Below are 8,194 nucleotides of genomic sequence, written 5' to 3'. Positions count from 1 at the left end.
GCGGTCGGTGGCAGCGTGACCTTACCCGAGCTGGTTAAGGCCGTCGCCCAGAAGCGTGAGCGGCTGCGCACCGTTGGAAATGCTGTGGTTCAGTTGACACCCCATGTCGCTCAAGTATTAGAGGCGTATGCCAGCGCGATCACCGCTTACCTGCAAGCCAAACTGCCGCCTGGCGACCTGTATGTCGTGTGTGGTGGGGGTGCATTGGGTCTCATTTGGCCGCAGATGGAGGCGTGGTTTCGTGACAGCGATATCCCGGCTGTTTATGTGGGCAAAGGCTTAACGGGTGAGTTGCAACAGCTCTTTAGTGACCGCACTGATTTTGAGTCTACGAGTCAGACCGACCAGGGACTACGGTTTGCGGATGCGTTAGGCTGCTATCGTGCGATGAGTTGCCGTTTACAACGTGAGCACCAACAACAGCTCGAGCACAATGGTCTGCTGACCGCGCTGACGGTGCGCAAATAGCACGCTCGCTTGACATTGCGGCGGCTGTAGAGAATGGCGGTGAAACTCTCACTCCCTTGAGCCTTTGCTGAAGCCACTGGGTTAGTTGCCCCGCGCAGCAGAAGTGCAAGACCTGTCGCGGTTGTTTGTTGCGTTTCTAAAACTCGGCACAAGACTGCTAGCGCATGATAAAGCCTCAGAAGCCTTACTAATCAAGCGTTTTGATTTCCTCTCGTTACGTCAGGCGAGATAGGCACCAGATAGGGTATCTGAGTATCTATCATTCTCTCAGAAACCACTGCCGAAACTAAAGCTAGATGGCGTATTCATCCTATCTGGAGCTTTTTCCCTTTATCTTGTCGTAACTCCGATCCGAACTTATGTTCTTACTTAAGTTTGAACAAAAAATAAAATATTTGTCGTAAGAGGTTCTTACGAATATCAGTGATCTTCAATATCTCTTGAGGAGAAAGGGGGGTGGACTTTCGCTGTACTTCTAAAAGGTGGGAACGACATAATTCGATGTGACTAGCTATGTGTCCGTTGAATCGAGTCTGCCCCATATAATATTCCGGCATGGTTCGGGCTTGCGGAGAACGAGTTTGCTGAAGAGACGCAAGCAAAGCTTCCACTTCCACATCGCATTGCGTAGCTGAGACATACTGCCGGAGTACGAGGCAGGTGGCCGCGAATAGTTTTCCTAAGTCTACGATCTCACTGGTTCTCACTAAGTACAAATCCCTTATTGAAGCGGCATCGTCCGGCTTATACTCCCCATCTAGCGTCAGAGGTATGGACTTAAAATTCCGCTCAATGCGAACCTCAGAGTTGGGCGCACACATAGCAATACCACCGTCTTCAGCAAGTGCCCAAGCGTAAGTGAAAAGCCGAAAAGCATGGGCGAACTTTGCATCCCATGCCTCTAAGCTTTGCGGAGTAGCGGAAGCAGTGAATTCATCTTCACTATCGGAAGACAAGCAATACAGCCCTCTGATAAAAAATATGTAACTTGCCTCTGTACCAAATAGGTAAATTGGTTCTTCTGGACGGCTAGTCTCAAGCTTGATTTTGCCATGCTTTACCATTAGAAGTGACATATCAAGGTACAGCACTTCTTGCCGCTGTCCTGGTCGCTTCTCGCTATGTTGAGTAATTGGCGGTGTAAGCTCCTGAATGGCTGGGATGCTTTGCACGCCAAGACCAAACTCTTGAGTCTCAACCGTAACACCACTTTTTTGCTTGATCTGGGTATAGCAATGTTCCCCGATCGGTGCATAACTAAGAAGCGCTTGATTGCGCAAGCGCTCTGCCCAGCTAAAACATAAAGAAGGCGATAGAGCAGTATCCTTACTTTTGCCGAGCAAAATTGGGGTGTCTTGAAATGCTAGTACCAAATAAACACACGCTTGATAAGCCGTAACGATGGTATACAACTTGCTATCCCCATCGGTGGCTGCATAGAGTCGAGATTCTTCTAAAAGCCACAGCCAGCCTCGGTAAAGCTGCTCTGGCTGCCGTCGAACATTAGGTTGAGATGGATCAGTTGGGATATAGGCAAGATTGATTGGCGTCTCCTGCGGAAAAAACATTAGCAACCGTACTCGTTGCCAGTAGATCCGTGCTAACAGTTGATAGTGAGGATGAAACGTTCCTTGCGAAGCCTCTCCAAGCACTTGGTAGCGAAACTGCCGCACCTTCAGTAAGTCTTCTGCCTCATCGAGCAACTGGCTTGCCTTGATGATCGCATCTCGCCTGCTAGCATCATCAGCTAAACTTTCACGGTAGAAAGGGTTGTCGCGGTCTCTCTCCCAGTCGAAAATATAGTAGTAAAGTGCCCAAAACAATCGATAGCGGACTAACAAAGCACCAAAGAAATTGACCGTTGTCTCACTCAAAGTTGTTTGCTGTCCTGCTTGGTAGCTGTTGTACCAGTTCAGTAACGCATTAGAGGCATCCTCAAACACCGATTCCAACGCCTTTAGATACCCATATGCTTTACGATAAAGGCCTTCAGAAAGAAAGGTGTCAGCAAGACGCAAATAGCCTGAAAACATCCATTGCGGTGCTGTTGATGGAAGTGGGTCTGAAACAACCATATTGGCAAGTGCTGAAAAAGCTTTTTCAAAAGCCAGAGATGAGAACGGATACTCGGTCAGATAGGCATAGGCTTTCTCAGCCTGATGGAGCTGCCTTACCCGATTGTTCAAATCTTGAAGATAGCTTCTGGCAAGTACTCCTGTGTGTTTGACCGCGCGCAACCGGGCGAAAAGAGCCGCCTTTGCAGGACTCAGCAGCATGTCAAACTCGCAAGCGTCAGCCCGCCCGATGGCATCTGTGAAAGCGTAGTCCTGATAAGACTTAAGTCCTTGGCAGGCATCGCTGTGGGAGAGCGCTTCTGCAAGCACCTTCGCTTTGCATAAGCGGACTAAACTGTGTGACCACACCGGTGAAGGAAGATCGTTTTGCGGAGCATCATAGTGAATCAGCACGTCGTGGGCTACTAAGTAGTAGCTGGATAGGCTCTTAATGTCAGACAAAACCCCGATGTTAATCGTTCGCACGATATGGGAAAGAACCCCACCAATACCTTTGCTGCAGACCGAGAAAGGATGTATATGCTTCTCGCCCTTAGTATCTGTTTCCTCAACGTAAAAAATCACTGTTACCTGTTTTGGGCTCTGCGTAGCAAGAACCGCTGCTCGACTGCCACTGTCTCTAGCACGCGCTAGCACCGTCATATTGAAACTACCAGAACCGTGTAATGGTGTAACGGATAGGGGGAGAATCGGTACATCGGTAATCGTAATAGTCTTGATCCCAACCGGAAACTGCTCAGTCAGTAAGGCATTTTCCACAATTGTCTGAGTTAGGCGGCGTATGAAGGCGGGCTGCCCATAGCGCGAGCCTTCGATTGCTGACACTTTTTCAAAGGACACATTCTGGCTTTCGCCTTCTGAAACTTCACAGACTGGTGGTTTGGGTTGGTATTCTAGCTCACCACCGAGAACTTGAAAATGCTCAAGTCGACTCCGAACTCCTGCCGCCAGTTTTCTTGCGGTGATTTCCGTTTTAGCGATGGGAGGATTTTTAACAAGAAACTTTTCAATATCGGGAAGCAGTTTGCCATCAAGAGATTCATCAATCAGCCACGGTCTCAGGTCTCCATCCCCTTTGGGAACAGCCAAAGATGCCTTGTAAAACTGCCGAATAGTTTCAGGCGAGATGTTGTTGAAGCGCATATTGTTTAACGCTTGATAGAGTAACGTCTCGTCACTTGCTTGCGGTACTCCTAATTGCTCTTTTTCTTCGGGTGTCAAGCGTACCAATTTTTGAAAGAGCAGCAAGGACTCTTCCTGTGACAACTGATAAGGTAAGCCCTCTCTAGGATTGTTTGATTTCCTCCAAGTGGTGACCAAAGCAACAAGCTGACCAATCGTCAGTACACTCTCGTGGTTCTCATCCAGCAATTGGCTCACCCTCTTAGAGGCTTGAGACTCTGAATTCAGCTTGGGAAAAAGCCAACGAGCAAACGTTCCCAGCTTCCCATCAACAAAAAATTGCTGGAGATACTCGACCACCTCACGAGTACGCCGTTTATCGTTTGGAGTAATATGCAGCCCACGCTGTGGGTTAGCACTTCCGTCCAGCTGTTCATTTTTCTTTCCCATCATAGCTTTACAAAATGTTATAGGAATTTCTCAGCACTATCATCAGCAAAACTCAAAGAACACTTCGGAACTTCCGGTCTCATAAAAAGAATTCCTGTAGCGAACTTAACGCTTTCTGCGCTCTGGTTATCCTGGCTAGGACAAACAGTAATTCAGGCTACTAAAACCACCTCGGAGAATCCGAATCCCTTCGAGATTTGTGTATCGCCTTCTCCGGTTGGAACGATGCCGCATTAAGACTACGCTTGCCCTTATGAAGAGCCTTGAAGCGATGCTTGATCATCTGGACCCATACTTCCTGAACCTTGAGCGACTCTAATCTCTGTTTGCAGACTGCCCTAATTTCACTCAAGGTAAAGTAACTTTTTCCTCGCTGATGTATCTGTACTTGCAAATCTCAGCACCTGTTGCTTTAAGGGAAGTTTTCTAATGACCTAGTTTTTGTCCTACTAAATGCAACAGCGCTAGAAAGAGTAAGGCACCGATGCTGGCTAAACCAGGATTGGCATTGAAGCTCTTTCTCTCGTACTGCAGCAAGGAGTAAACCGTATCTTCTGATCCTCATTGGAGTGCAATTATGACCGTAGTACCCTCAAGCCCTGGGAATGAACCTCCAAATTTATTATCTAAGCTACTATCGATAGCTTTCTCTTTAGGCATTGCATTTGGTACAGGATTTGGTTACGGCTACGCCAAGTACATAACTGCGCATCCCCCGATGCAACTGATTGGCCGTGTCGAGTACGAGCGGCTGCAGCAAGGCATGAGCACGTTCCAAGTTGAAGCGCTTTTGGGCTCTGGGGTTGAAACTCAGAGTTCTCCAACAGAGGTGACTTATACTTGGAAAAATCAAGACAAGTCTGAGATTACCATCGTGTTCAAGAACGGATACCTCTATAACAAAAAGCAATCAGGGCTAAAGTAAGACGTTGTTCTGAATTTTCACAATTCGACAATAGACATTACGCTAACCCTGATGCAACCGGAATAGAGTTTTCTACGTTTCGCAATGGTCAGCCAGAAAAAAGAATGCTTTCCTGGAACCTATGATCGGAAGTGTTTGGGCACATCCGAGAACACTTCCGATCAGCTACTGTTTACGTCTGGTATCTGGTCCAAAGACAGCGAGGCTGCAACAGTTCCGAGCCTGTCAAGCCCTTGAGGTTACCTATGTCAAAAACTCTAAGTTCAAGCTATGAAGGGGATGAGCTAAACTCACCCCTAGAATCACTCCTTATCAGCCACCAAGGTTTTCAGTTCTGCCAGCAACTTCTCCAGACGGCGTTGCTTCTTAGGATCAATCCACACTTGTGATCGCTTGGCTAGCCGCAAGACATCGTCGATTTGACCCTTTAACGATGAGTCTCCCACTTCAGCAGGTTCTTGAGCCGCTTTGAGCTTTGCAATCTCTGTTTTGATTTGAGCTAGAGAAAGGTCTTGTGAAATTGCTTTTGCCAAAAGCTGGCGTCGTTGCTGATCGTCTTTGATTCGAGCAACTGCCTGCGCTTTTGTATAAGCGAGTTTTCCACTTCGGAGAGCCTCCAAAATCTCAGGTGGTAGGCGGAGTAAGGGGAGTCGTGTTGTAGCAAAAGACTCCCAAGAGATTGTCCCTAGCTCAGCAAAAACCTTCTCCACAGCTTGAGCTTCCGAGTTAATCAAAACGTTTTGATTAGTATTGCCGATCGCCTCATTTCGCATACGATAAAGGAGTGGTGGCACATCGATTGGGGGGATGTTGAGCCTCAGTCCCAGTAGCTGCAAGACACCTTCAGTCTCTTCTACCGGGTTCAAATCCTCCCGCTGTAAGTTCTCAACTAAAGCAAGTTGAAGAGAGTCCTCGTCGCTCAGTTCCCGAATCGTTACCGGGACGGCTGTTAGCCCAACTTGTTTGGCGGCTCTAAACCTCCGCTCCCCAGCAACCAGTTCAAACAATCCGGCTTTACCTGTAGGACGTACCAGCAGGGGCTCTAAAATGCCATGCTGACGCACAGACTCCGTCAATTGCTGCAGTTTTTGCGGGTCGAAGTAGCGACGCGGTTGACTAGCCGGTAAGGTAATTGCCTCAATCCCAATGCTCTGGTTTTCAGAGACCAATTCAGATTCAAATTTCCATTCATCCTTCAAACTATTTCGCCTTGCCATACAGTATCGCCTCTTCAAACAGACGGTCATAATCCTTTGCAACTGAACTTGCAGGTTCCCCAGGCATGGTGAACACAGTTGCTGCTTGACCAGGAGCATCAGCAATCGCTTGCCGTTGGTAAATCACAGAGTCCAACAACACAAACCCTTGCGTTTTGCTTAACGCCTCTTGGGCTTCTCTCATTAATACCGTTCCGCGCGACGCACGGCTCAGAAACATTGCGGCTTTCGGCGCTCCTTGGCGAATCTTCTGCGCTTGATGAACCAAGCGAACAATGTCTTTAGCCGCGAGCAAATCCAGATTAGAAGGCTGGATGGGCACCAGTGCCAAATCAACACTCAATAGCACTGACTTTGCTGGTTCTCCCAGTACCGAAGGAGAATCGATCACAACTGAATCATACTCTTCTGCAAGCTTGCCGATTTGGTCGAACAAATCGTCGGGATCGTCAATCACAACGGAAGGCATTCCCAGCTTCGTGAGCCATTGGCTAGAACTCATCTGCCCATCTGAATCAATCAGAATCACCCGCTGCTTCTTTTGGGACAACCAGTATGCCAGATGGACGGCAGTCGTTGATTTTCCGCACCCACCTTTCCGATTTAAGACTCCAATTAACATCTTCGCTGTTTCGTAATTCCCAGCTATTTTGAGCTAGATGTATCGAGATTATGTCACGATCAGAAGCGGAACAACTACCTTTCAGAGCACATCACTTGTGAGCGATCGCCTGCTTTCCGCACCTCAAGACTATGACGATTGGTTGCGCCATCTGAAAGAGCGCATCAGGACCGCTCAAGTTAGGGCTGCGCTTGCTGTTAACCAAGAACTGCTTCTCCTCTATTGGCAAATCGGGCGCTCTATCCTAGAACAACAGCAACAGGAGGGTTGGGGAACAAAGGTCATTGAACGGCTGGCTAAAGATTTGAGAAAGGAGTTTCCCAATATAAAAGGTTTCTCCCGCTCAAATTTGGGGTATATGAAGGCTTTTGCTGAGGCTTATCCAGACGAAGCAATTGTCCAGCGCAGCGTTGGTAAATTACCTTGGCGGCACAATCTAGCTCTGATCGATAAGCTTAAAACTCAGGAACAGCGACTTTGGTACGCCGAAAAAACAGTGGAGAACGGTTGGAGTCGGGACATTCTTGTCTACCAAATCGAAAGCAATCTGTTCCAACGGCAAGGGGGTGCCATTACCAACTTTGACCGTACTTTACCCCAAGCACAATCTGACTTAGCTAACCAGCTAGTCAAGGATCCTTACAGTTTTGAGTTTCTCCCATTACAAGAAAATGCCCAAGAACGAGAACTTGAGCAGTCGCTAGTTACGCATATTCGTGACTTTTTAATGGAATTAGGGGTTGGGTTTTCTTTTGTTGGTAGCCAATATTACCTTGAGGTCGATGGGGAAGCTTACTATCTGGACTTACTCTTTTACCATCTCAAGCTGCGCTGCTTCATTGTCATTGACCTAAAAATGGGCGAGTTTCAACCTGAGTACTCTGGCAAAATGAATTTCTATGTCTCAGCAGTAGACGATCTGCTGCGTCACTCGACTGACAATCCAACAATCGGGTTGATCCTCTGCAAGTCCAAAAGCAAGACAAAAGCAGAGTACGCCCTACGAAACCTGAACACTCCAATAGCTGTGACAACCCACCGATTACCAAAGGCACTCAAAGAGAATCTTCCAACGGTGGAGCAGTTAGAGATAGAGATGAATGCTGCGATCACCGAGTTGGCAGAACAAGCAGAGCAAAAGTCGGACACAAGCGACAAGTAGAGCACAGTCAATTCTCAACAGCGATCATAGCGAGATGTCAGCTATGTGCCAGTTGAGAGTGTCAATTAAACGGTGGGATACTGTTGGCGAACGCGGATCCGAATCACATCAGATACTCTAAAGCAAAGCAGCAGTGTCTTTTCAGGAGTCTCT

Annotated in this window: 6 protein-coding genes; 3 read left to right on the top strand and 3 right to left on the bottom strand. The window is 47.8% G+C overall.

The window, feature by feature from the left end:
* A partial coding sequence (locus C7B82_RS07950) for a hypothetical protein (protein WP_219904149.1) occupies positions 1–468 on the top strand: 468 nt, incomplete at its 5' end.
* 365 nt (positions 469–833) lie between these two features.
* On the opposite strand, the gene C7B82_RS07945 is transcribed toward C7B82_RS07950, so the two are convergent.
* The gene (locus C7B82_RS07945; protein WP_106255764.1) at positions 834–4,118 is read right to left on the bottom strand and encodes a hypothetical protein; all 3,285 of its coding nucleotides are present in this window, start codon (positions 4,116–4,118) and stop codon (positions 834–836) included.
* 574 nt (positions 4,119–4,692) lie between these two features.
* Here C7B82_RS07945 and C7B82_RS31395 point away from each other — a divergent pair.
* Entirely contained in the window at positions 4,693–5,040 is a 348-nt protein-coding gene (locus tag C7B82_RS31395) for a hypothetical protein (RefSeq protein WP_146141092.1), read from the top strand.
* Positions 5,041–5,342: 302 nt separating this feature from the next.
* Here the strand turns inward: C7B82_RS31395 and C7B82_RS07935 are convergent, their stop codons facing one another.
* Positions 5,343–6,257 carry a ParB/RepB/Spo0J family partition protein gene (locus C7B82_RS07935; RefSeq protein ID WP_106255762.1) on the bottom strand — a complete coding sequence of 305 codons (915 nt, stop codon included), beginning with the start codon at positions 6,255–6,257 and terminating at the stop codon, positions 5,343–5,345.
* Entirely contained in the window at positions 6,241–6,879 is a 639-nt protein-coding gene (locus C7B82_RS07930; protein WP_106255761.1) for an AAA family ATPase, read from the bottom strand. Before C7B82_RS07930 ends, C7B82_RS07935 begins: the two co-directional genes overlap by 17 nt.
* Before the next feature lie 97 nt (positions 6,880–6,976).
* Here C7B82_RS07930 and C7B82_RS07925 point away from each other — a divergent pair, with 97 nt between their 5' ends.
* On the top strand, positions 6,977–8,041 hold the full coding sequence (locus C7B82_RS07925; RefSeq protein ID WP_245939792.1) for a PDDEXK nuclease domain-containing protein: 1,065 nt from the start codon (positions 6,977–6,979) through the stop codon (positions 8,039–8,041).
* The last annotated feature ends 153 nt before the right edge of the window (positions 8,042–8,194 follow it).

Origin of the sequence: Stenomitos frigidus ULC18, assembly GCF_003003795.1 — a bacterium.
Taxonomy (GTDB): Bacteria; Cyanobacteriota; Cyanobacteriia; order Leptolyngbyales; family Leptolyngbyaceae; genus Stenomitos; species Stenomitos frigidus_A.
The sequence above is the reverse complement of the archived record's forward strand: the minus strand, read 5'-3'. Positions and strand labels throughout refer to the sequence as shown.

What these genes read in the sequence shown, in the direction of transcription:
- C7B82_RS07945 (WP_106255764.1), bottom strand. Translation starts at nt 4,118, where the DNA reads ATGATGGGAAAGAAAAATGAACAGCTGGACGGAAGTGCTAACCCACAG.
- C7B82_RS31395 (WP_146141092.1), top strand. Translation starts at nt 4,693, where the DNA reads ATGACCGTAGTACCCTCAAGCCCTGGGAATGAACCTCCAAATTTATTA.
- C7B82_RS07930 (WP_106255761.1), bottom strand. Translation starts at nt 6,879, where the DNA reads ATGTTAATTGGAGTCTTAAATCGGAAAGGTGGGTGCGGAAAATCAACG.
- C7B82_RS07935 (WP_106255762.1), bottom strand. Translation starts at nt 6,257, where the DNA reads ATGGCAAGGCGAAATAGTTTGAAGGATGAATGGAAATTTGAATCTGAA.